This window comes from Pseudomonas syringae (genome assembly GCF_000737245.1).
GTDB classification, from domain to species: domain Bacteria; phylum Pseudomonadota; class Gammaproteobacteria; order Pseudomonadales; family Pseudomonadaceae; genus Aquipseudomonas; species Aquipseudomonas syringae_J.
In genome coordinates this window covers 117,624-141,858 of the sequence record NZ_JPQU01000056.1, presented here as the reverse complement: position 1 = coordinate 141,858, position 24,235 = coordinate 117,624, and the positions used below count along the sequence as shown (strand labels likewise).

Genomic DNA, 24,235 nt, shown 5'->3' with positions numbered 1-24,235 from the left:
TAAATATGTTTCAGGGGGCGGGGCGTGCCTGACGTCCCGTATTCGTCGCCGTAGTAACCTCCGACAACTCTCATCAAACAGACAAAAAATCTAAATTGAAATGGTTTTGTGTAGGTGCTCGTGCGCTCCTACAGGACCATGGGCTATCGCGATACTTGCACTGCCGAAGGCAGCGAAAACACACCACCATCCCAGCCTCACACGGCTGGGTGAGCGCCTGCAGAAGCCCTGGTTCGCACTATGCTAAATGCCGTGGGTTGTTTGTCTTTACCCGTAAAACAAGAACAGACGAGGGTTTGATCATGTTGGACTGGAAGGAATACAAGACGCAGCTAATGTCAGGCATTGGCGAGTTGAAGGCGCTGTCGCCGGATTCAGTCAATGGCTACCTGCTTGCCAGTGGTGCCGGTGGCAAGACCCATCATCTGGACGCCAAAACCCGGCAGCTGATTTCTCTGGCGGTAGCCGTCACCACCCGCTGTGACGGCTGTATTGCCGTCCACTCGGCGGAGGCAGTGAAGGAGGGCGCCACTCGCGAGGAAATCGCTGAGGCTCTCGGTGTTGCCATTGCGCTGAATACCGGAGCGGCGCTGGTGTATTCGGTGAGAGCGCTGGACGCTGTAGCGCAAGTTACCTCTGCAACTGACGCTCGCGGTTAGAAAGAGTCTGATCGACCAGGCGGATGCTGTTGCGTCCGCCTCGTTTGGATTCGTACAGCGCGGTGTCACCCTGTTCAATCAGTGCGGTGAGGCTGGCAGGTGACTGGTCGAACAGGTTGGCGCCGATGCTAAGGGTGACGGCCTCGGGCGTGACGAAGGCCTGGGAGGCTGCGTTGTGAAACAGATCGCGGAGGGTATTACCCAGCCCGACCATGTCTTCAGTCGACGCGTTGCTCAGCAGGATGACGAATTCATCACCACCCAGGCGCGCGGCCAGTGCGCCCGGGGGCAATACCGTGCGAATCATTTCACTCAGGGTCACCAGCAACCGGTCGCCGGCGGTATGACCGTACAGGTCATTCACCAACTTGAAGTTGTCGATATCAATCAGCAGCAGCGCGCCCGGCCGGCTGGGTGAAACCTGATTCAGCAAGCGCGGTGCACGTACATCCAGGGCGCGGCGGTTGTACAGGCCGGTAAGGGGATCGCGTGCGGCCAGGCGCTCGATGCGCTTTTCCCGGCGATGACGCTTGGTGCCGGTCATCGACAGGGCAATCAGCATGATCGCCATGGAGCCTTCCACCAGAGAAATCTGAATGATTTCCCCACGAAACGCGGCAAGGTCGATCAGCGTGCCAGGCACCACTGCCGGGATTGCCTTGGCGACATAAAACAGCCCATGCCCCAGAAGCACATACCGCAGTTGTACTGCGCCAACGCTCAACGACTTGCCATGGGGCTGCAGCAGGAAGCTGGCTCTGAGTGTCACCGCTGCAACCAGCAGCGAATTGACCGCCAGCATGACCTTGGGCCAGGGTTGTTCCGCAGGCAGTAACAACATCATCAGCCAGGCGAGAAAGATCAGGTACCAGGCACGAGACAGCCGGGTCTGGGTGAACCTTGCGACCCCCAGTAAGAAAAGCCAGTGCGCCGTCACCAATAAGCCGTTGGCGAACCAGATGCCAATCAGCAATAAGCCGCTGATGCGCAAAAGGGCAAGCGTCGAACCCACCGAAATCGTTGCAAAACCCGCGCTCCAGAACAGCAGGGAAGGTTCGCGAACGCTGCGCCACTCCACCGCCAGGTACAAAGCGGCGGCTGCGGCAAGGGCAATGGAAAGAACTAAAAGTGTCGGTGGATCGAGCGCCATGAAGGCCGGCCTGCTGGGTCTGTGTGGGGAAGAATTGTAAACGCTGGCAGTGATTTCGTAGAGCCATCACTAACGGCTGCGCGGGGTTTTTGACGAGCGCGTCAGCGCCCTGCAAATGCCGGTCCAGAGTCAGGCACTGATCACTATTTCGATCCTGCTCTGCGGCTTGTTCGACGAGTTGATAATGAGGTATCAAGAGGCCGGCCTGATTCCTGCGTCATCGGGCCAGCCCTTCTTTAGCGAACCAACTCCATGAGGTGCAAGATGCTTGATCTGCCGAACACGACCATCATTGATGGCAATGCCGTGCGTTGGGGTAAGTCTGGCAGTGGGCCAGCGCTGGTGGCGATACATGGCACGCCGTTCTCATCCCAGGTCTGGCGCAGGATAGTGCCGCACTTCACTGATCGCAGGACCGTGTATTACTTCGATCTGGTCGGTTATGGATTGTCTGAAATGCGCCCGGGGCAGGATGTCTCGCTGGCGGTGCAAAACAAAGTGCTGGCAGCTTTGTTCGCGGAGTGGGGGCTTGAGCGACCGGATGTCCTCGCCCATGATTTTGGCGGCGCGACTGCTCTTCGAGGCTGGTATCTGGACGGTTTGCGCTACGCATCGTTGACTATTTTTGACGCGGTTGCCCTGGCGCCCTGGGGCTCTCCTTTCGTGCAGCATGTACGCCAGCACGAATTGGCGTTTTCGGGCATGCCGGATTACATGCATCGCGCGCTGCTTCGCGCCTATCTGCAAACCTCGGCGCATCACCCGTTGTCGGAACAGGCGCTGGATATTTACAGCACGCCTTGGGTCGGGCCGGTGGGGCAACCGGCGTTTTATCGCCAGATCGCGCAGATGGATCAGAGATATACGGATGAGATCGAGGGCCTCTACGACCGACTGGATTGCCCGGTCACGGTGCTGTGGGGGCAGAACGACAACTGGATTCCAGCTGACAAGGGCCAGGCCTTGGCGCGGCTGATCTCTGACTCCGATTGCAGAATGATCCAGAACGCCGGCCACCTGGTTCAGGAGGATTGTCCTGAAGTCATAGTGGCGGCGGTGCTCAAAAACCTGAGTTGACGCCCCCTTGCGGGAGGCAGGACAGAATCGTCAGGTCTTATGCGCGCTTGGGCAGTTTCCAATTGGGCCGAATGAAGTGGCAAGTGTAGCCATTCGGCAGGCGCTCCAGGTAGTCCTGATGCTCGGGTTCTGCTTCCCAGAACGGTCCCGCGGGTTCGATTTCGGTGACCACTAGGCCTGGCCAGAGCTTGGAGGCGTCGACGTCAGCGGCAGTATCTTCGGCGATGTCGCGTTGCTGTTCAGTCAGGTAATAAATCGCTGAACGATAGCTGGGGCCAAGGTCGTTGCCCTGACGGTTGGGCGTGCTGGGGTCGTGGATCTGGAAGAAGAACTCCAGGATCTGCCGGTAGCTGATAACAGCAGGGTCGAAAACGATTTCAATGGCTTCAGCGTGGTTGCCGTGATTGCGGTAAGTGGCGTTCGGCACATCGCCGCCGGTATAACCGACCCTGGTGTGCAGCACGCCGGGGTAGCGCCGCAGCAAGTCTTGCATGCCCCAGAAGCAGCCGCCGGCAAGGATGGCGGTTTCGGTTTGGCTGGTCATGATGGGTCCTCAGGGAGTGGGATATAGCCGATGTTATGAGGGCGAGTTGGTTGATTCCAAGGTTGAGGAAGAAATCAGCGCAACAATCCTGGCGCTAGGAACCCGATGCTTGCCGAAGCGTGATGCGTGTCAGCTCCGACGGTCGGCCCAGACGAAGGGCGAAGCCAGGCCAGAGGGCCGTGCCGTTGTTGACGTAAAGTTGCATGCCGTCGACGTTGTAGAAGCCGGATACAAAGCCTTCATTTGCCAGGGCGATCACCCGATCCAGCAGCAGGATCATTCCGCCATGGGTATGGCCCGACAACTGAAGCGCAACTCCCTGGGTGGCTGAAAACTCAGCATTCCTGGGTTGGTGGTCGAGCAGGATGATCGGCGCCTCTTTCGGCGCGCCTTTGAGCGCTTGTTTCAAGTCAGGCGCAGGGAAGCCGGTTCTCGGTGCAGTGACATCCGTGACCCCGGCCAGCACAAACCGTGCTCCGTCACGCTCAATCAGGGTATGACTGTTTGCCAGCGGTTTCATGCCCAGAGAGACGAAGTGCTGCATCCACGCTTCGTTGTCGAAGAAATACTCGTGATTGCCAGGGATGACATACACCCCGTCCGGAGCATGCAGGTCGCGCAGAGCCTCAATGTCGAGGGTCCGATTGCTGATCGAGCCGTCGATCAAATCGCCGGTGACAACGATCAGGTCAACTCCCAGGGCGTTTGAATCCTTGACGACTGCTCGGGTCCAGGGTTCGTCAAAAAGGCGGCTGATGTGCAGATCTGTCAGCTGCAATATCTCGTAGCCTTCGAATCGTGGGGGCAGGTTTTTGATCGCGACCTCGATATCCTTGACCGGCGGGACGCGCACCGCTTGAGAGACACCGATCGCCGAAAGCACTACCGCCGCCGTGCCCAGGCCATAGCGCAGGCCTGCCGGGATGGTCAGCCATTGCCGGCGGACCAGCATCGCCAGCAACGTCCCCAGATCGACAATGATTTGCAGCACGGCAATCAACAGGATCGCGCCAAACCCCCAGTTGAACAGCATCACGATGACGCGTGGAAACTCTGGTGAAAAAACACTGCCCGAAGAAAACCGCGAGTACAGGTGATATTGCGATGCAAGCAGGAACAGCACGGCAACCGCAATTCTGGCTGTCAGCTTCCACGGCATCGGCCAGACAAAGCGGACGATGGCGTACAGGCAGGGCAAGCTGAACATTACGTGAAACATCAAGTCGTTCCTTTGGCTGGCGGGGGCTTACATCGAGTGCATCGGCTGCGGAGTCGACCTACGCTACAGCACAGGGTTCATTGTCGCGACTGCGCAGCAGCCATTTCCCCAGGCAAATTTTTCAGCGCCGATCAAAAACAGTTGTCAATTTCGACAGCAAGAAACAGAGCGCGAACAGCTCGCGGCCACGCTTAGCATGAAGCTCAACCTTCATTGGAGCGGACCATGGGCTTTCGGATATCTGGACTTTGCGCTGAACCCTTCCAGGTTTTTTTCGGATTACCTGATCAGGAATTGGCATCACTTGGGATCAAGCGTTACATCGTCGACCGCGAGCCTGGTTTTCCAGACCGCATCGAGATGAAAGATGCAGAGTTGGGTCAGAGCATGCTGTTACTTAACCATGTTTGCCAGCCCGCCAATACTCCCTACCGTGCTTCGCACGCTATTTTCATAAGGGAAGGCGCGACGCAGACCTATGACGCTGTTGATGAAGTGCCAGAATCAATGCGAATTCGTCTGCTGTCGCTTCGTGCCTACGCGGAAGACGGAATGATGATCGAAGCTGATGTTGCAGAGGGGACAGCCATAGAGCCGATAATCCTTCGAATGTTTGAAAATCCTGCCGTGAGTTACATCCACGCCCACAACGCCAAGCGAGGCTGTTACTCCGGGCGTATTGATCGGGCATAGAAAATTGAATTGCCTAGCTGGCCAGTGAAATGGCCATGTCTATGGCGATGAGGGGGACAAAGGCAAGCGTGATCCTCGTATATGACTGGCGCGATTTGGCTTTGAATGCGCAAACAGGAAGCACAATCATGAGCAGGTCCAGTGCGCCCCAAAGCGCAACCGGAGACGCATGGAAGAACGTCATATTCACGATGAATCCGAGTAAGAAATAACTCGAGAGCGGCAGCAGTGCGTATCGGCCATCCTGTTCGAAGTAAACCCGAAGTCCACTCTGCTCGTCCTCATTGCGGCTTGGGAGTAACAAGGCCGCGGATACAAACAGCGACAGCGCTAACAACACCAGCAATAGAAACTCGGGGAACGTGAAGGTCGCTTTTATGTCAGGCAGTGCGTTGACCGCCCACCAGAACTCCAGTTGCGTCGCAAAAAGCATGGCGGCCCAGACAAGCGCCACCCAATCGGGAGCTGCTGTGCGACGAATGCGGAACACGGTCAACATCCCCAAAAGAAGGCGCGTGACGGAAAGCCCCAATATCATCGAAAGGACTGTGGCAACGATGGGAAAGTTGCTCATGACACCTCCAGTTGGTCAATACTCTGGTTTAAGGGCTGAGCCTAACAGCAGGCCGGCAAGATCAGAAGCGACTTGATGCCGGGCCAGTCTCTCTGGTCTCTGCTCAGCAAGCGGATGGATGCAATACAGGGTTCAGCAGACAATCTTCCGGATCTGCTTTTGCAAATGAACAAAGTTTTGATTCTGGAAGTGCGCGACAGGTTTCGAAGGCCAACAGTCTGAATGACGACTTGCTTTTCTGATCTAAGTCAATATTTGAGTAACTGTTCCGATCACTATTCCCTTTGGCGCAGCTTTGAACTCTCAGTCGTACGGCCCGCCTCATTGCGTTAACTCGCGCATATAGCTCGCTTCACGATTACAAAAAGGAGAGTCTGATGAGTACGTCCAGAACCCAGCTGCCGCCTTATCTTGCACAACGTTATCCGGTGATGTTTGTGGTCAATTCGCAAGTGCCGGACCAAAGCGTTGTGGTGCGCAGCACCCTTGAGGTTTCTGACGCGCTAAAGGCTCTAGACTTTGAAATAGAGCGAGTGATGTCGCTGGAAGATGCCGAAATTGCGTTCACGGCAGACCCTGCTTACTGCTGCGTAATTCTTGGCTGGGGGCTGTGCGTCGAGAATATCGAGCAGGCGTTGAAGGTTATTCAGCTTATCCGTCGTCGAACTAAAAACTTGCCCATCATGTTGGGTATGTCCAGTCAAAATCAAAGTGCAGTACCCCTGGCCTTTGTAGAGGAAGTCGACGGTTTCATCTGGCAACCTGAAGACAGCCCGGCATTTATCGCTGGGCGCATTGAGGCCGCTGCGCGCCGTTATCTGGAGACGATATTGCCTCCCTTCTTCGGGGCGATGGTGAGCTTTGCGCAAAGCCATGAATACTCTTGGCACACGCCGGGTCATACCGGAGGCACAGCCTTCATGAAAACGGCAGTGGGCCGCACCTTTCTGGACTTTTACGGCGAGCAAATGTTGCGCTCTGACTTGAGCGTTTCAGTAGGCCAACTCGGTTCACTCAACGATCACTCTGGACCTGTCGCCCTGGCAGAAAAGAATGCCGCGCGCGTATTCGGCGCCGATTACACATTCTTTTCGGTTGGAGGCAGTTCGGCGAGCAATGAAATCATCCTGCATTCGGCGGTAACGGATGGTGACGCCGTACTGGTGGATCGAAACTGCCATAAGTCGCTGAACTATGCACTGAACATGTCGGGTGCCATTCCTATATACCTGCGCCCTCGTCGAAACAAGCGAGGATTGATTGGCCCTGTACCGCTCAGCGAGTTAACGGAGGAGGCTATCGCAGAAAAACTGTCCGCCAGCCCGTTGATCGCGAATAAACAGGCGCGGCCTGTACTCGCGGTACTTACCAACTCGACCTATGACGGACTTTGTTATCACGTCGTAAGCACCACCCGCGAATTGAGTAAAAGCGTCGATCGGATCCATTACGACGAGGCGTGGTATGCCTATGCACGCTTCAACACGGTTTATGAAAATCGTTATGGCATGCACCGCGGCGATCGACACTCCAACGATGCCACCGTGACAGTGACTCATTCCACGCACAAGTTACTTGCCGCTCTGTCCCAGGCATCAATGATTCATATTCGCTCAGGCAAAATCCCGGTCAAACCAGCGCTGTTCAATGAGGCGTTCATGATGCACACCTCGACCTCGCCGCAATACAGCATCATCGCCTCCACGGACGTATCCGCGAAAATGATGGATGACGCAGGCGAGTATCTGACCGACGAATCGATCGACGAAGCCATCAGCTTTCGCCAGGCCATGGTCCGCATCACTGAGCAGATCGCCCAGCGCAACGCGGCCGATTGGTGGTTTGGTGTCTGGCAACCGGACGAGGTAGACGGGACACCATTTGCCGAAGTGGCGCGCGAACGCTTGCATCGAAGTGATGCATGGGTGCTCAAGCCCAACGCTCCATGGCATGGCTTCGGTGATCTGGGTGAAAACTACTGCATGCTTGATCCGATCAAGGTCACCCTCTTGACACCCGGCCTTGATTCGCAAGGCCATCCGCAAGTGCGTGGAATCCCGGCGCCATTGGTGTCCTCGTTCCTGTCCAGTTGCGGCACCGTCGTAGAAAAAACCGAGCCTTACTCCATTCTGGTGCTGTTCAGCATCGGGATAACGAAGGGCAAATGGGGCTCTCTGGTGGCTGCAATGATGGAGTTCAAGAAGCGCTATGACGCCAATGCTGCACTGGAAGAAGTCATGCCTGAACTTGTCGCAGCGTATCCCGGAATTTATGAAGGGGTAGGGCTGCAAGACCTCGCACAGCGCATGCATGAAGAAATCGCCAGAAGTGGTCTGCTGCGCAACATGGACCAAGCTTTCACTCTTCTGCCCGATCAGGTCAGTACGCCTCGCGCCGCCTACGCGAAACTGGTCAAAGGCGATATCGAGCAAATCGCCGTACGCGACTTACAAGATCGAATAGTGGCCGTACAGATCGTGCCTTATCCGCCGGGTATTCCATTGGTGATGCCGGGTGAAGCAGTCGCTGCCGATAAACGGGCGATCATTGATTATCTATTGGCAATGGAGCAGTTCGATGCCCGCTTCCCGGGCTTTGAACACGACAACCATGGCATCGAGATCGAACGCGACGCCTCTTCCGCGCTGACCTACAAGGTTTATGTCGTCAAAAAATGATGCTCCATTCTCCTGCGCCCGGAGGATGCTCCCGGCGCGAACCGGGCACGAGGAGTCTGTAATGACTGATTCGAACAAAAAAATGGGTCTCGTGGGGCTCACCACGCTGGTTGCAGTGAACATGATGGGCTCCGGCATCATCATGCTCCCATCAAGCATGGCGCAGTTAGGTGCTGTCTCTTTACTGTCCTGGATTATCACGGCCATTGGGTCCATGGCGATCGCGTACTGTTTTGCGCAGTGCGGGGTTTTTTGTCCGCGTACGGGGGGGATGTCTGCCTACAGCGAAGAAGCACACGGTAGGTCAGCGTTCTTCCTGTGTTCGTTTCTCTACTTTCTGTCCCTGGCCATCGCTAACGTTGCGATCGGGATCTCAGCGGTGGGCTATCTGACACCGTTTTTTCCCTGGTTAGGTTCTGGCGCGATTCCGCTGTTCATTGGCTGTGTGGGTCTGCTCTGGCTGACCACTGCCGCAAACTTCGGTGGCGCCAGTATCACTGGCCGGCTGGGGGCTATCACGGTCTGGGGTGTGATCATTCCCGTTGCAGGATTGAGTGTCATCGGCTGGTTCTGGTTCGAGCCGCAGGTATTTGCTGATGCCTGGAACCCCAAACAGATTCCGATCGTGGAGGCGATCACTCAGAGTATCCCGCTGACCCTCTGGGCCTTTCTGGGGATGGAGTCAGCGGCGCAGAACTCCGACGCGGTTGAAGATCCCAAACGAAATGTGCCGCTGGCATGCCTTCTTGGCACCTTGGGTGCCGCGGTGGTTTATGTGCTATCGACGACGGTTATCCAGGGCATCATCCCCAACGCGCAGTTGGCCAATTCAAGCGCACCTTTCGCCTTGGTATATGCACACATGTTCAGCCCGTTGATTGGCAAAATCATCATGGCATTGGCCGTAATAGCCTGCATTGGCTCGCTGTTGGGGTGGCAGTTTACCTTGGCGCAAACCGCCAAGGTCACGGCTGATCAGGGGATGTTCCCTAAACTGTTTGGCACCGTGACTTCAGCGGGCGCTCCAATAGCAGGGATGATCGTTTGCGGGGTACTGCAGACATTACTGGCGTTATCGACGATCTCCCCCGATGCACGGGAACAGTTCGGCAAACTCGTCAGCCTGGCAGCGGTTACCAATCTGTTGCCCTACGTAACGGCGCTGTCTGGCCTGCTGGTGATCATGTTCAAGGCCAACGTCAGTCGCAGTGTCTACAGCCGCAATACAGCGGTGCTCATGGTGGCAATGGCTTATTCCTATTACGCCATTTATGCATCAGGTAAAGACGCTGTGTTTGGCGCCTTCATCGTCTTGGCCGTGGGCTATCTCATCTACGGTTTCATTGCCAAAAGCTTCGTCAGTGCGCAGCCGGTTAGCGCTCCAATTGCAGGTCAGGTTGGACTGCAAAGTGCGTAATTTGGATCTCTGAAACGTGGCTCTCTGAAAACCGGGCTCTCTGAACTCGAACCCTGCGAGGAACAGAATATGAAAAAGCGTCTGCGCAACAGCGTCACCGTAACCTTCTTGTGTCTGGCAGGGATGATGCCTCTACAGGCCAATGCCGATGTGTTATCGCGGATTCGTGGCAGCTCGGCCATCAACTTGGGATATCTGCCGAACGCTTCGCCGTTTACGTCTAACGTGGACGGCAAAGCCGGGGGGTATGCGATTGAGTTATGCGCAATGATCGTCGACAGCATCAAGTCTCAGACCCAAATGACTAACCTGACTGTTCACTATGTTGAAGTTGCCCAGGGCAATGGCCTGGACGAAGTTCGCCAGGGCAAGATTGACCTGCTGTGTACACCTGCCGTTGAAACACTGGCAGCGCGCAAGTCGGTGAGTTTTTCCATTCCCGTATTTACGGCAGGTTTGACGGCGATTGTGCGCAAGGATGCCCCTAACGATTTGATACGCGTCCTTAATGGTGAAGTTGCCCGCACGGGCCCCACTTGGCGAGCAACGGTGAATCAAGGGCTTTCTCATCACACCTACGTCGTTATTGAGGGCGGCGTCACTGAACAATGGATAGATGAGCGGATTAAAACCCTGGGCGTAATTGCTGATGTGATCAAGGTAAAAAGCATTCCCGAAGGTGTGGATTTGATCGCCACGGGCAAAGGCAGTGCCTTTTTTGCCGATAGAAGACTGTTACTCAGCTATGCCGAAAAAAGTGATCGCGCCAATGATTTGCAAGTGCTCGATATGCTCTATGACTTCGCACCTGTTGCCATGCCTCTGGCCCGCGAGGACGAGGACTTTCGCCTGATGGTCGATAGCAGCTTGAGTCGTTTGTACAAATCAGGAGATCTGTTGAAACTCTACTCCAAGCATTTTGGTGACATGAATGAAGTCAATGCCATGCTCTTCAAACTCTATGCGCTGCCGTAATAGTGACTTATACAACGATCATCGGGCAGGGGTGCTCTTTGTAGTCAAAACGCAGGAGGTTAGCGCGAAGGTTTGAGCTTGAGGATCGCTTGAAGGATGTTGCGACTCAATCCTGCCAGAAGATGATCATGGGCCATGATCAATGCGGTCACGTCCCCGCCAGGGGTGGGTTCGCTGATGATGCTTCTGCCCGTGCTCAGGACCTTTTCATCAGCGTCTCGGATTGTCCATCGAGCATCCAGACCAGCCCCTGTTTCTGATACGGAATCAAAACGCAAAACGTCTACCGCTACTCGGTAGTCGGCATGCACGCGGGTATCTGGTGAGAAGACGGCGATCTGCGGGTTGCCGGTCAGCTGTCCCAGATTGCTCGCGATGACATCGCCCAAGATGCTTTCCAAAGGTGCAGCCCAACGCGTCTGCTCGAGAATCTCGACCAGGTTGTCGCTGTGCGTCAGCACCAATTGTTGTCGCGCCACCAGTTCAGGAACCGTCACTGGCCCCACGCTGACGGAGAATGCAGGACTCACTATTGCCGGGTCGCGCTCGGCTAGCGGCCGCAGGGTGTAGAACTGCTCTTTCGGTGTGCTGCCACAGCTGCTCAACGTGAAAGTCAGCAACGTTAACAGTCCCAACCAGACCCGTTTCATCGTCTATCCTCCTGCTTGCCCCGAATCAGCGCTTCGGGATGGCGCTCAAGATAATCGGCCAGGCTGCGCAACGTTTTTGCAGTCCTTGCCAATTCCCGAATCGCTTCGTGAGAGTCCTCCAGCAGAGGTTTATTGGCTGCGACAAGCCCTTGCGCTGAGCTCACGGCCTGGCGCGCCTCGATCAAGGCCGCCGTGATTTGAGGGGTTACCTGGGTATTCAGGCGATTCAACAGACCGCTGGCTGCCTGTAATGTCTGGCGCAAGTCCGAGCCAATCTGCTCGATAGGCAGCTTCTCCAGCCGCCCGGCGATACTTTTCAGGGATGCCTGTATTTCTTCCATGCGACCGGGCACCGTGGGTAGCTCAGGCACCTCACTGGCCCAGTTGATACTCGCCTTGTCGACACTCGGGAAGAAATCCAGCGCAACGTAGAGCTGCCCTGTCAGCAGATTTCCACTGCGCATCTGAGCCCGCAGTCCGTTTGCCACCAAGCCATCCAGCAACTGTCTGCGCGCCTCATCTGAAAGTTTCGTGCGGTTCTTGTCGCGGGCGCGCAACTTCAATCGCTCCGGGTAAAGGCGGATTTCAACGGGCATCCAGATCGCGTGCTTGGCGGGGTCCATTTCCACCCAGATATTCGATACTTCACCTAGCGTAATACCCTGGAAATCAACCGGAGATCCCGGAACGAGGCCTTTGAGCGATTCGTTGAAAAGCACCACCATTTTCAACACGTCCCGCTCGGGGTTGTGCAGGGCTGCCGTACGCCCGCTGAACAGCTCAAAAAGGGTTTCGGGCGGCGCAGCCGGTGAGTCGACGGAGTCCGCAGGCGTTTCGAACGCAATGCCGCCCAGCAGGATAGAGGCAAGTGATTGCGTTTCCATCTCGATGCCGCTGGCGCTTAGCTTGATATCTATCCCGCCAGCGTTCCAGAAGCGGGTGTTTTCAGTGACAAACGCGTCATAGGGCGCGTTGATGAAGATACGCATGGTCAAGCCCATGCCGTCCTTGTCGAGATCGAATGCGACGACCTGACCGACCTGGACGCGACGAAAGAAAATGGGGGAGCCCGGACTCAATGAGCCCAAGTCGTTGCTGCGCAACACGAACTCCCGACCGGGGGTATCGACTTGAATAACCGGCGGTACATCCATTGCGTTGAAGGAGCGCTGCGCCTCATCGGACTTACCCACGGCAACGCCGATGAATGCGCCGGAGAGCACGGTACTCAACCCTGAAACGTTGCCACCGGAAATGCGTGGCGTAACCAACCAGAACGCAGTGTCCCTGACCAGATGGGCTTTGAAATCCTTGGTCAGTTCTGCGGTAGCGATCACTTGCTTGAGATCACCCGACAAGGTGACTGCAGTCACTTGGCCAATCTCTACATCCTTGTACTTAAGCTTGGTTTTACCCGCCTCCAGACCTTCAGCGCTTTTGAAAACAATGCTGATGACAGGGCCTTCATTGAGTATTGATGTGATCATCAGCCACCCGCCAATCAGTGCCGCGATCAACGGAACGAGCCATATCCATTGAACCGACCACCTCGATTTTCGGGACGTCTGGGCGTCCGGGACGCCAGACAGATCAGGGGGCAGGGGCGTTTCAGTCATGAGCGTTCTCCAGAGAGTCCCAGATCAGCCGTGGATCAAAATGCATCGCCGCCAACAGGGTAAGCACCACCACAGCCCCAAAGGCCAGTGCGCCGGGACCAGGTTTGATCGTTGCCAGCGCATCGAGCTGCACCAACGCGACCAGTAAGGTGACCACGTAGACATCCAGCATCGACCAGCGCCCGACCAACTCAACCATTCTGTACAGCTTTGCGCGCTGTAGAGGCTGCCAGCGCGAACCCAGCTGCACGGTGACCAGCAGAACGATCAGCGCCAACAGCTTGGCCATCGGCACCAGGATGCTCGCGATGAACACCACCAGCGCCAGATACCAAGACCCTGAGCGCCACAGATACACAACCCCGCTCATGATGGTGTCGTCCTGGGACCCGAACAGAGAGCTGGTTTCCATGATCGGCAGCGTGTTGGCGGGTACATAAAGGATCATCGCAGCGATGGCGAATGCCCAGCAGGACATCAGACTGTTGGGTTTTCTGCGATGAACCCGGCAACCGCATCGGGAGCAGTGAGCCCCCTCTAACCGGCGCGCTTTGAGTAATAGCCCGCAGCCGTGGCAGGTCACCAGGCCGAAACGGGCTGCGGTGTTTGGCCCGGTCATTGAAATGACTCCAGGCGCGCCCACAGCTCGCGAGCGTCGAACGAGGAAACTGCCGCCGCCATCAGGAGCATGACCCCGGCAAAAGCCCACAGGGCGACCCCTGGTATGACGGTCGCGAGATGGGCGAGCTTGACCAGCGAGACCAGGACGCCCACTACAAATACCTCGACCATGCCCCACGGCCTGACCATGATCAGGCTGCGGAAAATCAGCTGCGCATGGGGCGGTCTACGTCGGCAATAGGCCGGCAGCAGCAGGTAGATCATGGTCAGTATTTGCATCAGCGGGGCGGCGAAAGTCGTCACCAGCACGAGCCCTGCGACCAGCACCATGTCGGCGCTGTACATGACCTTTGCCGCGCCGATCAATGTGGTCTGGATGTACTCGCCGTTTATCGTGAGGCCGACGATGGGAAACACGTTGGCAATCACGAACAGGATCAGGGTGCCCAGGTAGAAAGCCAGGGCGCGCTCCAGCCCTTGAGGATGTAGGCGAAACAGCAAAGCGCCACAGCGACAGCAACGGACTATTCCTTGAATGGGCAGCGGCGGGGCATATTGCAGAAGGTCGCATTCAGGGCATCCAATCAGTATCTTCTGCGCAGCGTTCATGGCTTTGTCCTGCCCGACGAGGCCGGTTCAAGCCGGGTCAGGTTCTCTGCCTGCTCCACCCAGCCGCCCCCGGTGGCTTTGTACAGATCGATCATCGTGCCAAGGACGGCGCCCTGAGTATTGGCGAAGTTCAGTTCCGCCTCGAAGAGGTTACGCTCGGCGTCCAACACTTCGATGTAGCTGGTGTAACCATTCTCGTAGCGCAGGCTCGCAAGTCGGGAGTAGGTTCGCAATGCGTCTATCTGACGTGCCTGAGTAGCCAGCTGTTCACGAGACTTCTGCGACGCAATCAGGGCGTTCTCCACGTCCTTGAACGCAGCCTGAATGGCTTGCTGGTAGGCCAGCAACGATTGTCGCTGGATCGCGTTGGCCTGTTGCACCTGCCCGGCGATCCCGCCGGCGGTGAAAATCGGGAAGTTGGCTGCTGCGGCATACGACCATGTCTGGGCCGGCCCGCTAAAGAGATCGGAAAGCTGACCGCTGACGGACCCCACCAGACCGGTCAGGGAGATCGTCGGAAAGTAGAGGGCTTTGGCCGCACCAATCCGTGCATTGGCGGCAATCAGGTTGAGTTCGGCCTGGCGCAGATCCGGCCGCTGCTCCAGAATGCTTGACGGCAATCCTTTGGGGATTGATGGCGGGCTTAATTGTCCGAGGGGCTGTCCACGCCGCAACGGCCCGGGATTGCGCCCCAGCAGTACCGCGAGTGCGTTTTCCTGCTGGGCTACCAGCGACTCAAGCCTGGGGACGGTAGCCAGGGACCGCTCATACTCGGATTGACTCTGCGCCAACTCCATTTCGGAGACGATGCTGGCGGTGTAGCGCATTTTGAAAATGTCATAGGAGTCGCTGCGCAGCTTGACGGTGGCCCGTGCAATTTCCAGTTGCCTGTCAAGATTGCGCAAGTTGACGTAGCTGCTGGCGACCGACGACACCAGGCTCAAAATGACGGCCCGGCGACCCTCTTCAGATGCCAGAAGCTCTGCATGTGCGGCCTCGTCGAGACGGCGTAAACGTCCCCATATATCCAGCTCCCAACTCACCCCGAGAACGGCCTGGTAATTCTCGTAGATCGGATTGACCCCAGATCCCAGTGGCGTCGGACCGCTGTTCTCCGGGGCTTTGGAACGCTCGGCGTCAACCCCGCCGCCAATCTGGGGAAGCCGTCGTGAGTGGTTTTCAGTGAAGCGCCCCATGTATTCCTCGACGCGGGCGGCGGCAATCTTCACATCCTTGTTTTCGTGGAGTGCGGTGAGAATCAAGGCGTTCAACACCGGATCCTGGAACTGCTCCCACCATAAGGTGTTGGACACCTCCATTGCCTCGCGGTCCGCATACCGGAATGTCGCGGGTACCTCGACATTGGCGCGCTCATAATCGGGCCCGACGGTGCAGCTCCCGAGAGCGAAAGCAAGCAGCAATAACAGCAAGGGTCTGAGCACGTCATTCCCCCTCGCTTTGCTGTGGCGCCACGCCCTGGCCGACACCAGGGTCGGCAGGCTGCACGACCTTTTTGCCGGTCACGCTTTTTTCCGAGATGCGCTCGACCAGGTAATAGAAGAGGGGGATGAAGAATATGGCGATGACCGTTGCCGCAAGCATCCCGCCAATCACGCCGGTCCCGATGGAGTGACGGCTATTCTCAGAGGCCCCCACAGCGATCGCCAGCGGGACGCAACCCAGAATGAATGCCAAAGAGGTCATGACGATGGGACGTAAACGCTCCCTGGCGGCCGTCATGGCGGCGTCAAAAATGGACAGGCCTGCCTCGCGGTTCAATACGGCGAACTCGAAGATCAGAATGGCGTTCTTCGCCGCCAGCGCAACCAGCATTGTGAGGCCGATCTGGAAGTACACGTCGTTTTCCAGCCCGCGCAAAAATATGGCCAGTAAGGCGCCAAACAGTGCGAAAGGGACCGCCAGTAGTACACCGACCGGCAGCGACCATTTTTCATACTGAGCCGCCAGGATCAGAAACACCATGACCAGACCAAAAGCGAAAACCGTGGTCGAGGTAGAGCCGCTCTTTTGTTCTTCGAATGCTTCACCGCTCCAGGCTATCGCGTAGTCGCCAGTCATCGTCTGCGTCGCAATCTCGTCCAGGGCTTTGAGGGCTTGTCCAGAGCTGAACCCTGGCGCGGCATTGGCTGTCATCTTGACCGCCGGGAAGTTGTTGAAGCGCGTCAACAGATCCGGGCCGGTGATGTAGCGGGTGGTGAGCAACGCCTTGAGTGGGACCATCTGCTGTGTGCTGCTGCGCACATAGACCTCTTGCAGGTCATCGACTCTCAGGCGATACGCGGGCTCAGCCTGAAGAATTACTTGCCACAGGCGGCTGAACTTATTGAACTGGGACACGTAAAGCGAGCCGAACATCGTCTGCATAGTGCTGTACACATCCTCCACAGGCACACCCAGCGTCTCGGCCTTTTCCCGATCAATGTCAGCGAGCAACTGCCTGGAAAACGCATTGAAGGTGCTGGTCATGCTGCCAATTTCCGGGCGCTGTTCGGCCTTGGCTTTGAAAGCGCTCACGACTTCAGCCAGTTGGCCGATGCTGGCGTCTCCCTTGCTCTGAACCCAAAGCTCCATCCCGCCGGTGGTACCCAGCCCGGGAATGGAAGGGGGATTGATGGGCAGGATGATGCCTTCCTGGACTTGCGAAAATGCGTGGGCGGCTGCGCGGATAACGGCTGGTGCACTCTGGGTCTTTATGGATTCTGCGCCTTGGTAACGTTCCTCAAAATCTTTGAGCCCAACAAAAAACGCACTGGCGTTGTTCTTGTTCTGGCTATCCAGCAGGCTGTATCCGTTGACAATGGCCACCCCCTCCACAGCCTCGTTGTTCATGAAGTAGTCACTGGCGACTTTGCCGACTAGCGCCGTTCGGTCCAGGCTTGCGGCGTCCGGCATGATGATCGCGCCTAGCAGGTAACCTTGATCCTCAGGCGGCAGGAAGGCTGCAGGTATCCGTTGCATGATCAATACAGTCAGCACAAGCATGCCGAAAAAAAGCACTAGCGCGAGGACGAAGCGCTTGATCATGAAGGCCGCTGCGCGGGAATAACTGTCGGTCAAACGTTCGAAGCTTCGATCGAACCAACGGAAGAAGCGGCGCTTTTCCCCGACATGAGGTTTCAGCAAAAGGGCCGCCAGGGCGGGTGATAACGTCAGCGCTACGACGCCGGACAGCACGACGGACATGGCGATGGTGATAGCAAACTGTTTATAGAGTTGTCCGGTAATGCCCCCCATGAAAGCGACCGGGACGAAGACCGCGCAGAGCACCAGCACGATGGCAACGACGGGGCCCGCCACTTCGTCCATGGCGCGCTTTGCTGCGTCCTTCGGGTTCATCTTGTGAACGTGCATATTGCGCTCGACATTCTCGACTACCACGATCGCATCATCGACCACGATACCGATCGCCAGCACCATGCCGAACAGCGTCAGCATGTTCACCGAGAAGCCCAGCGCAGTCATCCCAATGAATGTACCGACGATGGAAACGGGCACTGCCAATACCGGAATAAGCGTTGCGCGAAGACTTTGCAAAAACGCGTAAACCACGATCACCACCAGTACCAGAGCCTCGAAGAAGGTTCGCACTACTTCGCTGATCGAAGCTCTGGTAAATGCAGTGGTATCCATCACCACCTTATATTCGATGCCCTCCGGAAAAGTTTTTTTCATCTGTGCCAGAGTCTCCGTCACCGCATTGGATACATCCAAAGCATTGGCGCCGGGTTGCTGATAAACCGCCATCAAGGTCGCGGGCTTTCCTTGATAAGTACTACGCAGCGAGTAATCTTTTTGCCCCAGTTCGGCTCGTCCGATGTCCTTGAGATGAACAATCGCTGCACCCTCACCACTGGCCCGCAAGATAATGTTTTCAAACTCTGAGGGTTCGGTAAGACGACCTTTAGTGGTGACGGCAAAGGATTGTTCGACTGATTTGCCTGTTGGCGATTGACCGATTCGCCCCACCGCAAACTGTTGGTTCTGGTTGGCGACCGCTTTCTGCACGTCAGCGGCAGTGATGCCTAATTGAGCCATTCGGTCCGGCTTCAACCAGATGCGCATGGCGTAGTCTGGCGTCCCAAAAATACTGGCCTGGTTGGCCCCCGGTATGCGCTTGATGGCATCGAGCAAATAAACGTTGGCGTAGTTGGCGATATAGGTGGCGTCGTAGCGTTCACTGGGAGAGTAAACGGCGATGACCATCATGAAGGCGGAGGACTTTTTCTGTACCTGAACCCCTTGAGACTGCACGGAGGAGGGCAGTTGCGGCAGCGCCAGGTTGACACGGTTTTGCACATCTACCTGGGCCAGAGACGGGTCGGTACCGATTTCGAAGAACACATTGAGCGTCATGTTGCCCGTCGCCGAGCTTGATGAGTTCATGTAGATCATGTTGTCCGCCCCGTTCACTTGCTGCTCGATAGGCGCGGCTACATTATTTGCCACCACTTGCGCATCGGCACCGGGATAAGTGGCCGACACGGTGATTTGCGGCGGGGTGATATCAGGGTATTGCGCCACAGGCATGTTAAACATCGCGACAGCACCCGCCAGGGTGAGGACGATGGAAATCACTGACGCGAAGATGGGGCGGTCTATGCAGTAGTGAGAGATGCTCATGGCTGCCGCCGACTGTCTGTTCCTGCCCCATCATTCGGGGTGGCGGTAGCTGGCAGCGCTGCTGTCGCTGGCTGCCCTGTGGAGTCGGCATCAGCAGCGGGTTGCGCGGCTGCACTGTCAACGATGTTCAGTTTGGCGCCGGGGAAGACGCGAAGGGCCCCGTCAACTACAACTCGCTCACCGACCTGCAACCCCTTGGTGATGAACCAGTCCTGATTGTTCCAGTCACCCACTTCGACCATGCGTTGCTCAGGCTTTGCATCGGCGTCCAGGACCCAGACGTAATGGCTTCGCGGGCCTTCAAGGACTGCGCGTTGCGGAACCAGGATCGCATTGGGTCTCGACGCGCCAATCGCGAGCGCGCGAACGAACTGGCCAGGACGCAGCTTGCCTTGAGGATTGGCTACCACCGCACGGACTAAAAATGTGCCGGTTTGCGAGCTGAAGGAGGGCGCGGTGAAGTCAACGCGACCTCTGTCGGGCATGATCGACCCGTCCGCCAGCACCACTTCGACCTCGAAGTTCTGGTTAGCCGGAAATTCCAGTTGGCCTGCAGCGATTTCGCTGCGGTACTTCAGCGTTTCGTTCTCAGAGAGGCTGAAGTTGACGTAGATCGGGTCCATCTGCGCCACCGTCGTCAGGAGGCCAGATTCTCCTGGCGTCAGATAGCTGCCTTCTTGCTTTTTTGCAAAGCTTGATAGGCCAGTCAGCGGAGAGGTGATGGTGGTGTAGCCCAGATTCAACTGCTCAGTACGGACCTGGCCTTGTGCTGCGAGTACGGCAGCCTGTGTCTGTCGCTCGTCGCCGACCGCGTTGTCGAGGTCCATTTTGCTGACTGCATTCTGTTGTGCCAGCGGACGCACTCGGGCAAGTGTTGCTTTGGCGACTTCCCAGCGGGCTTGCTGCTGAGCCAGCTGACCCTGTGCGGATGACAGCGCCGCTTCAAAGGGACGACGATCCATCTGAAACAAGACCTGCCCGGCTTTTACCAGCGAGCCTTCTGTGTACATCCGTTTTTCCAGAAACCCTGCCACTCGCGCGCGGATTTCGACTTCCCGTGAACTCTGGGTTTGGGCAACAAACTCAAACGTGACCGGCGTGTTGCGGGCAGTCACCGTCATTACCGTCACATCGGTGGACGAGGGCGGGGTTGAAGCGGGTTCTTTTCCACACCCCCAAAGCAGGCTTGCGGTGGCCAATACCATGGTCAAGAGAGCTGATGTTTTGGGCAAGCGTATGCCTGATCGGATACTCATAAACAACCCCATGGGTTGATTGCGGTGTCAGTCGCTGATCTTAAATATCGATTTCTGATGCCCGCCTTTCACCCTGAGGCGCAGATGCCCTGTGTGCATTTGAAATAGATGTTCCAGTCGTCGGTCGCAATCTTCGGTGCCGCCCCAAAGAGCTGTATTAGCTATTACGGCTGCAACGCTTCATCCACTTCGATAATCAGCAACAGGGATGCTCGGGCGTAAAGCGAGAGACTTACTCTGTTCGTGACCTTTGAGTTCAGTAAATACAGCAATGACAACTTGAATCCGTCAGATAATCAGGACGCAGCTAACTCGTTGACATAGCTTCATACACGGCAGGCAATGATCAACCAGATCCTCTCCATCCGTACAATGGGATGTGCAACGTAGGGATATTCGCCAGGCTATGAATTCCGATTTTAATTCCAGTGTGTGTTATCGCAAGATGCTAGCTCGTCTGGGGGGCCGTTTCTTGATAAATGTCAATTTTGCTTTGCACCATCCAGGGCACCGACCAACCAGTAGTGACGTCTTCAAACAGTCTGGATTTCCGCCATGCATCCTTATTTATTTTCTGCGGCTGAGCTGGGTGCACAACGATTAACCAGTAAGTTCGCACTGGTCTAACCCTGTGCGGAGGACATCGCCAAACAAACGTGCCCCGAAAGTTATCAACGATTGAATTCAACAACCCGTTAATAGCAACTCGTGGTTGTGGCGAAAGTCCCTGGCGTCGCCGCCTTTCGAGATACCAAATCGGCTTGGGCGGTGAGCACGTGATGTGCCTCTTGGGCGAAATTCGAGCGGGAAGAGTTGAAGAGTAGCTGGCGAGCGCCGCTTATCAGGCTGGATAAATACTGTCGGCACGCAGCACCACTGGAAAGGTGCCCGCGAGGCACCTTTCTATATGAATCAACTACAACACTGTGCCGTCTAAACCAGATCTTCGGGCTGCATCGTCAAGATGATTTTGCCAACGTTCTGCGAAGACTCCATCCGGCGATGAGCATCAGCGGCACGGGAGAGTGGGAAAGTACTATCGACCACCGGTTCCAGGCTCCCACCGCCATCGAAGCGATCAAGCCAATGCTCACGAAAACGCCTGATCATGTCGTGCTTCTCCGGCTGCGTGCGAGACTTCATGACCGTGCCGATAATTTGCAAGTGGCGATAGAGGATCTGCTCCAGCTCCACAGTCACCTTGCCGCCACCCCCCAGAATACCGACCTGTACCATGCGGCCACCGTGAGCAAGCGATGCGATATTGCGTGCGAAGTATGGCTGGCCGACAAAGTCGATAACTACATCGACGCCCCGACCATTGGTTTTATCGGCAATGACCTCAGCGAAGTCCTGTGTTTTATAGTCAATGGCAATTGCCGCACCCAAGTGCTCTACGCGAGAAAGCTTGCTGCCTTCGGTTGTCGCGTACACCGTTGCGCCTGTTGCATATGCCAGTTGCACAGCGGCAGAACCCACACCGCCCGCAGCGGCGTGTATCAGCACCGAGTCGCCGGATTTCAGCCGGGCCAGATGCATCATGGCTTCATGAGCAGTGACGAATACTTCAGGAATGGCAGCTGCATGTACGTAGTCGAGTTGCGCAGGAATATGCATGGCCATGCGGTAGTCGATTCGTGCCAGTTCGGCATAGGCGCCACCTCCGACAACACCCATGACTCGATCTCCCACCTCAAAGCCGATTACCGCACTACCTCTTTCAATAACCTCCCCCGCGATTTCCAAACCAATAACCGTCGAGTCGCCGAAGTTCGGGTGACCATAACCACCGGTCCGGTGGGTCAGGTCCGCACGGTTCACGCCCGCCGCATACACACGGACCAGCAGGTCCGTGGGACGTACTTCGGGATTGGAAATGTCTGCCAGCTCCAGTACGTCTGCCGCGCCAAATGCTTTGATGTTGATGGCTTTCATATCAGTTCTGCTCCGGTTCGATCAGCGTAGCGTTGGCAATAGCGGAGGCGGTAATGGCGCCGGGGAAACCCACGTAAAACGCCAAGTGAGTGATCGCAGCCGCAATCTCATCATGGCTTAGCCCATTACCGACTGCCCGCCGCAGATGTGCAGGCAACTCATGGGAGTGACCACCGGCAATCAAGGCGGCCAAGGTGATCAGGCTACGGTCGCGAGGAGACAACGCAGGGTCGTTCCAGACCTGCGGATACAGCGTTGAATCGACGAACTGCGATATCTTGGGTGTGAATGCTCGCGCAGCTTCACGAGGGCTGCTGAAGTTGATAGTGGACATGGGACTGTCTCCTCAGATCTGGCTGATGAATTTGTGGGTGAGGTAATGCTCAATGCCTTCAACGCCGCCTTCCGAGCCATGACCGCTTTCTTTCATCCCGCCGAACGGGAGCTCAGTGGCGACGATGCGGTATTGATTGATTCCGATCATCCCGGCCTCCAACCCGTCAGCGACGTCGATAGCCGTTCTCGCGCTGGAGGTAAAGGCGTAGGCGGAGAGGCCGTAGGGCAGACGGTTGGCTTCTTTCAAGCCATCAGCCAGTTCGTCGAACGGCATCAGCAGCGCGATGGGCCCAAAGGGTTCTTCATGCATAACCCTGGCATCCATGGGCACATCCGCCAGCACTGTCGGCTGGAAGAAAAAACCCTCACCCGGCAAGGCTTCGCCACCGCTCAATACCCGTGCGCCTTTCTGTACAGCATCGGCTACCAACTCTTCCATCTTCGCCAGTTGTCGTGGATTGGCGAGCGGTCCTACCTGCGTTTGCGGATGCAACCCGTTGCCGATTTTCAGGGCTCCAGTCGCAGCGACGAAGTGGTCGACGAACGTTTGATAAGCGCCGCGCTGAATCAGGAATCGGGTTGAAGAGATGCACACCTGACCTGTGCCGCGAAACCGGTTGGCGACTCCCTCCACCGCGGCCTTTTTCACGTCAGCGTCCTCGAACACCAGCACCGGGCCGTGGCCACCCAGTTCGAGGGTGATGGGCTTGACGCCTTCGGCAGCGCGGGCGGACAGCAGCTTGCCGATGGGCACTGAACCGGTGAAGGTCACTTTGCGAATGACCGGGGAGGCTATCAGATGGCTGGACACTTGATCCGGGATGCCGAAGACCACTTGCAGCACCCCTTTAGGTAATCCTGCATCGTCGAGCGCGCGTGCCAGGGCCAGTGCAGTGGCCGGACTTTCTTCGCCGGGCTTGAGGATCACGCTGCAACCTGCGGCCAGAGCTGCCGAGAGTTTTCGCGCCGGGGTAATAGCCGGGAAGTTCCAGGGCGTGAATGCCGCTACAGGACCTATGGCCTGGCGTTTTACCAGTTGTAGTACGCCTGGGCGATTCGCTGGTACGACACGGCCATCGATACGGCGAGCGCTTTCGGCGAACCACTCGAAGTACTCGGCTGCACGGGTCACTTCATCCATGCTTTCACCCAGCGGCTTGCCTTCTTCCAGTGTCATCTGGGCCGCAATGTCTGGGGCTCGTTGCAGGATCAGATCGGCGGCCCGTTTGAGAATCTTCGCCCGCTTGTCAGGTGTAGTCTGACGCCATTCCTCGAAGCTCAGTCGAGCTGTTTCCAGCGCCTGATCAAGGTCTTCGGCGGTAGCAAGCGGGACTCGACCGATTTCACGGCCGGTTGCCGGGTTGACGACAGGGGCGCTAGCGCGCCCTTCGGCACTAATCCATTCACCACCAATGAAAAGATAAAGCGAATCGTAGGAAGTATTCATGATTGACCTTTAGTTTGATGTCAGGGATTCGGTTGAAGCTCGGCGCCTGATGGCTGCGCTGTCGGGCGTATTCAGGCGATCCGTGGAACCCAGTCTATGGAAGGTCAGCCTTCTGATTTAGTCGGCTAAAGGGGAATC

At 56.7% G+C, this 24,235-nt stretch carries 20 protein-coding genes; 6 read left to right on the top strand and 14 right to left on the bottom strand.

The features are described from left to right. The first annotated feature begins 296 nt into the window (after nucleotides 1-296). The gene (locus tag IV01_RS06370) at nucleotides 297-659 is read left to right on the top strand and encodes a carboxymuconolactone decarboxylase family protein (RefSeq protein ID WP_032630380.1); all 363 of its coding nucleotides are present in this window, start codon (nucleotides 297-299) and stop codon (nucleotides 657-659) included. Here IV01_RS06370 and IV01_RS06375 read toward each other — a convergent pair. Then, entirely contained in the window at nucleotides 631-1,809 is a 1,179-nt protein-coding gene (locus tag IV01_RS06375; RefSeq protein WP_032630379.1) for a GGDEF domain-containing protein, read from the bottom strand. The genes IV01_RS06370 and IV01_RS06375 overlap by 29 nt on opposite strands. A gap of 264 nt (nucleotides 1,810-2,073) precedes the next feature. Between IV01_RS06375 and IV01_RS06380 the strand changes: the two genes are divergently transcribed. Continuing rightward, the gene (locus IV01_RS06380) at nucleotides 2,074-2,886 is read left to right on the top strand and encodes an alpha/beta fold hydrolase (RefSeq protein WP_032630378.1); all 813 of its coding nucleotides are present in this window, start codon (nucleotides 2,074-2,076) and stop codon (nucleotides 2,884-2,886) included. Between the two features lie 37 nt (nucleotides 2,887-2,923). Here the strand turns inward: IV01_RS06380 and msrA are convergent, their stop codons facing one another. Both msrA and IV01_RS06390 read right to left on the bottom strand, forming a co-directional pair. Then, entirely contained in the window at nucleotides 2,924-3,430 is a 507-nt protein-coding gene (gene msrA, locus IV01_RS06385; RefSeq protein ID WP_032630377.1) for a peptide-methionine (S)-S-oxide reductase MsrA, read from the bottom strand. 94 nt (nucleotides 3,431-3,524) lie between these two features. Next, nucleotides 3,525-4,649 (bottom strand): metallophosphoesterase, encoded by a 1,125-nt coding sequence (locus tag IV01_RS06390; RefSeq protein ID WP_032630376.1) that lies wholly within the window; start codon nucleotides 4,647-4,649, stop codon nucleotides 3,525-3,527. A 225-nt stretch (nucleotides 4,650-4,874) separates the two neighbouring features. Here IV01_RS06390 and IV01_RS06395 point away from each other — a divergent pair, with 225 nt between their 5' ends. Next, entirely contained in the window at nucleotides 4,875-5,342 is a 468-nt protein-coding gene (locus IV01_RS06395) for a DUF1203 domain-containing protein (protein WP_032630375.1), read from the top strand. Between the two features lie 13 nt (nucleotides 5,343-5,355). Here the strand turns inward: IV01_RS06395 and IV01_RS06400 are convergent, their stop codons facing one another. After that, nucleotides 5,356-5,916 (bottom strand): hypothetical protein, encoded by a 561-nt coding sequence (locus IV01_RS06400; RefSeq protein WP_032630374.1) that lies wholly within the window; start codon nucleotides 5,914-5,916, stop codon nucleotides 5,356-5,358. Nucleotides 5,917-6,347: 431 nt separating this feature from the next. On the opposite strand from IV01_RS06400, the gene IV01_RS06405 reads away from it, so the two are divergent. The 3 genes from IV01_RS06405 (at nucleotide 6,348) to IV01_RS06415 (ending at nucleotide 10,986) form a co-directional block, all read left to right on the top strand. Then, nucleotides 6,348-8,594: an Orn/Lys/Arg decarboxylase N-terminal domain-containing protein gene (locus tag IV01_RS06405; RefSeq protein WP_229636143.1), complete on the top strand. Its 2,247-nt coding sequence runs from the start codon at nucleotides 6,348-6,350 to the stop codon at nucleotides 8,592-8,594. Between the two features lie 61 nt (nucleotides 8,595-8,655). Continuing rightward, a complete protein-coding gene (gene potE / locus IV01_RS06410; protein WP_032630372.1) occupies nucleotides 8,656-10,011 on the top strand; it encodes a putrescine-ornithine antiporter in 1,356 nt (451 codons plus the stop codon). 69 nt (nucleotides 10,012-10,080) lie between these two features. Next, entirely contained in the window at nucleotides 10,081-10,986 is a 906-nt protein-coding gene (locus IV01_RS06415) for an amino acid ABC transporter substrate-binding protein (protein ID WP_032630371.1), read from the top strand. Nucleotides 10,987-11,045: 59 nt separating this feature from the next. On the opposite strand, the gene IV01_RS06420 is transcribed toward IV01_RS06415, so the two are convergent. From IV01_RS06420 to IV01_RS06460, 10 genes are all read right to left on the bottom strand, one after another. Then, entirely contained in the window at nucleotides 11,046-11,636 is a 591-nt protein-coding gene (locus IV01_RS06420; protein WP_032630370.1) for a PqiC family protein, read from the bottom strand. Next, a complete protein-coding gene (locus IV01_RS06425; protein ID WP_032630369.1) occupies nucleotides 11,633-13,252 on the bottom strand; it encodes an intermembrane transport protein PqiB in 1,620 nt (539 codons plus the stop codon). The genes IV01_RS06420 and IV01_RS06425 overlap by 4 nt, the downstream gene beginning before the upstream one ends. Next, nucleotides 13,245-13,871 carry a paraquat-inducible protein A gene (locus IV01_RS06430; protein WP_032630368.1) on the bottom strand — a complete coding sequence of 209 codons (627 nt, stop codon included), beginning with the start codon at nucleotides 13,869-13,871 and terminating at the stop codon, nucleotides 13,245-13,247. The genes IV01_RS06425 and IV01_RS06430 overlap by 8 nt, the downstream gene beginning before the upstream one ends. After that, nucleotides 13,868-14,482, bottom strand: coding sequence for a paraquat-inducible protein A (locus IV01_RS06435; protein WP_032630367.1), 615 nt, complete (start codon nucleotides 14,480-14,482; stop codon nucleotides 13,868-13,870). The genes IV01_RS06430 and IV01_RS06435 overlap by 4 nt, the downstream gene beginning before the upstream one ends. Next, nucleotides 14,479-15,924, bottom strand: a complete 1,446-nt coding sequence (locus IV01_RS06440; RefSeq protein ID WP_032630366.1) for an efflux transporter outer membrane subunit — start codon at nucleotides 15,922-15,924, stop codon at nucleotides 14,479-14,481. Before IV01_RS06440 ends, IV01_RS06435 begins: the two co-directional genes overlap by 4 nt. 1 nt (nucleotide 15,925) lies before the next feature. Next, a complete protein-coding gene (locus IV01_RS06445; protein ID WP_032630365.1) occupies nucleotides 15,926-19,123 on the bottom strand; it encodes an efflux RND transporter permease subunit in 3,198 nt (1,065 codons plus the stop codon). After that, nucleotides 19,120-20,244, bottom strand: coding sequence for an efflux RND transporter periplasmic adaptor subunit (locus IV01_RS0125390; RefSeq protein WP_080290368.1), 1,125 nt, complete (start codon nucleotides 20,242-20,244; stop codon nucleotides 19,120-19,122). Before IV01_RS0125390 ends, IV01_RS06445 begins: the two co-directional genes overlap by 4 nt. A 1,068-nt stretch (nucleotides 20,245-21,312) precedes the next feature. Then, nucleotides 21,313-22,314, bottom strand: coding sequence for an NAD(P)H-quinone oxidoreductase (locus tag IV01_RS06450; protein ID WP_032630364.1), 1,002 nt, complete (start codon nucleotides 22,312-22,314; stop codon nucleotides 21,313-21,315). A gap of 1 nt (nucleotide 22,315) precedes the next feature. Continuing rightward, the gene (locus tag IV01_RS06455) at nucleotides 22,316-22,648 is read right to left on the bottom strand and encodes a carboxymuconolactone decarboxylase family protein (RefSeq protein ID WP_032630363.1); all 333 of its coding nucleotides are present in this window, start codon (nucleotides 22,646-22,648) and stop codon (nucleotides 22,316-22,318) included. A 12-nt stretch (nucleotides 22,649-22,660) separates the two neighbouring features. Continuing rightward, entirely contained in the window at nucleotides 22,661-24,097 is a 1,437-nt protein-coding gene (locus IV01_RS06460) for an NAD-dependent succinate-semialdehyde dehydrogenase (RefSeq protein WP_032630362.1), read from the bottom strand. Between the last annotated feature and the right edge of the window lie 138 nt (nucleotides 24,098-24,235).

Coding starts and splice junctions, on each gene's coding strand:
- IV01_RS06375 (WP_032630379.1), bottom strand. CDS start 1,809: ATGGCGCTCGATCCACCGACACTTTTAGTTCTTTCCATTGCCCTTGCC.
- IV01_RS06380 (WP_032630378.1), top strand. CDS start 2,074: ATGCTTGATCTGCCGAACACGACCATCATTGATGGCAATGCCGTGCGT.
- msrA (WP_032630377.1), bottom strand. CDS start 3,430: ATGACCAGCCAAACCGAAACCGCCATCCTTGCCGGCGGCTGCTTCTGG.
- IV01_RS06390 (WP_032630376.1), bottom strand. CDS start 4,649: ATGTTTCACGTAATGTTCAGCTTGCCCTGCCTGTACGCCATCGTCCGC.
- IV01_RS06395 (WP_032630375.1), top strand. CDS start 4,875: ATGGGCTTTCGGATATCTGGACTTTGCGCTGAACCCTTCCAGGTTTTT.
- IV01_RS06400 (WP_032630374.1), bottom strand. CDS start 5,916: ATGAGCAACTTTCCCATCGTTGCCACAGTCCTTTCGATGATATTGGGG.
- IV01_RS06405 (WP_229636143.1), top strand. CDS start 6,348: ATGTTTGTGGTCAATTCGCAAGTGCCGGACCAAAGCGTTGTGGTGCGC.
- potE (WP_032630372.1), top strand. CDS start 8,656: ATGACTGATTCGAACAAAAAAATGGGTCTCGTGGGGCTCACCACGCTG.
- IV01_RS06415 (WP_032630371.1), top strand. CDS start 10,081: ATGAAAAAGCGTCTGCGCAACAGCGTCACCGTAACCTTCTTGTGTCTG.
- IV01_RS06420 (WP_032630370.1), bottom strand. CDS start 11,636: ATGAAACGGGTCTGGTTGGGACTGTTAACGTTGCTGACTTTCACGTTG.
- IV01_RS06425 (WP_032630369.1), bottom strand. CDS start 13,252: ATGACTGAAACGCCCCTGCCCCCTGATCTGTCTGGCGTCCCGGACGCC.
- IV01_RS06430 (WP_032630368.1), bottom strand. CDS start 13,871: ATGACCGGGCCAAACACCGCAGCCCGTTTCGGCCTGGTGACCTGCCAC.
- IV01_RS06435 (WP_032630367.1), bottom strand. CDS start 14,482: ATGAACGCTGCGCAGAAGATACTGATTGGATGCCCTGAATGCGACCTT.
- IV01_RS06445 (WP_032630365.1), bottom strand. CDS start 19,123: ATGAGCATCTCTCACTACTGCATAGACCGCCCCATCTTCGCGTCAGTG.
- IV01_RS0125390 (WP_080290368.1), bottom strand. CDS start 20,244: ATGACGGTGACTGCCCGCAACACGCCGGTCACGTTTGAGTTTGTTGCC.
- IV01_RS06450 (WP_032630364.1), bottom strand. CDS start 22,314: ATGAAAGCCATCAACATCAAAGCATTTGGCGCGGCAGACGTACTGGAG.
- IV01_RS06455 (WP_032630363.1), bottom strand. CDS start 22,648: ATGTCCACTATCAACTTCAGCAGCCCTCGTGAAGCTGCGCGAGCATTC.
- IV01_RS06460 (WP_032630362.1), bottom strand. CDS start 24,097: ATGAATACTTCCTACGATTCGCTTTATCTTTTCATTGGTGGTGAATGG.